Origin of the sequence: Vibrio sp. 10N.222.55.C6 (genome assembly GCF_041473395.1) — a bacterium.
GTDB classification, from domain to species: domain Bacteria; phylum Pseudomonadota; class Gammaproteobacteria; order Enterobacterales; family Vibrionaceae; genus Vibrio; species Vibrio crassostreae_C.
Window position 1 is genome coordinate 1 of sequence record NZ_JBFRSD010000520.1, and the last position, 689, is coordinate 689.

Sequence of the window (689 nt, forward strand, 5' to 3'; positions counted from 1 at the left end):
AAGTTGATCACTCTTTTAGTCTAGAGAGTGTTTGAAGTGGGACGTTACAGGGATAATTTGGAAACAGAAGTACAAAGCATTGGAAATCCACTACGGAAATGGATGTAGCTTCTAGATACGTTCCAGCTCGACAGCTAACTTTGACATACTAAAAGTAATGCGGAGCAAAACGCAAGATGTGACCCTATGGCCTTCCTTTTACTTCAGTAACCTTAAAAAATACAATGGTGTAAAGTGGCAAAATTCCTCCGAATTATTCTGTTAAGCTACACTGCAATTTTTAATCAGGAGTGATAATGCCTCAATCAGCATTCGCAAATTTACCCCCGCTACCATTTCTAGTGGTTTCTGCACTACTAGCTATAGTGCTTTTTATCTTTATTGCTCGACTTAAATCTACAAAACGAGAACTGGAAGATTCCAAACAGGAAACCGAAAAGGCTTCTCAAGCACTTGCTGACTATGAGATGCAATATTCTGGCATCATCAACGTGGATAAAGAGATTGAGGTTCGAGATCAAGCATCCAAATTGCGCCAAGACGAAGCCAATGCCGTTTTTCTTGAGGTCACGAATGATATTGAGCAACTCAAGTCAAGTTACAAGGAAAAGAAAGGCATATATGACTCACTCATCCATAAAATAGGCATTTATGACGATGACGTTGAGTTGCTAGAGCTAGGCTTCTAC

1 pseudogene is annotated in these 689 nt (G+C 39.8%); it reads left to right on the plus strand.

Features of this window, described 5'->3' with window-relative positions:
• Nucleotides 1-296 precede the first annotated feature (296 nt).
• Nucleotides 297-689 (plus strand): annotated as a pseudogene (locus tag AB4486_RS24875) (DUF4041 domain-containing protein); the annotation flags it as partial.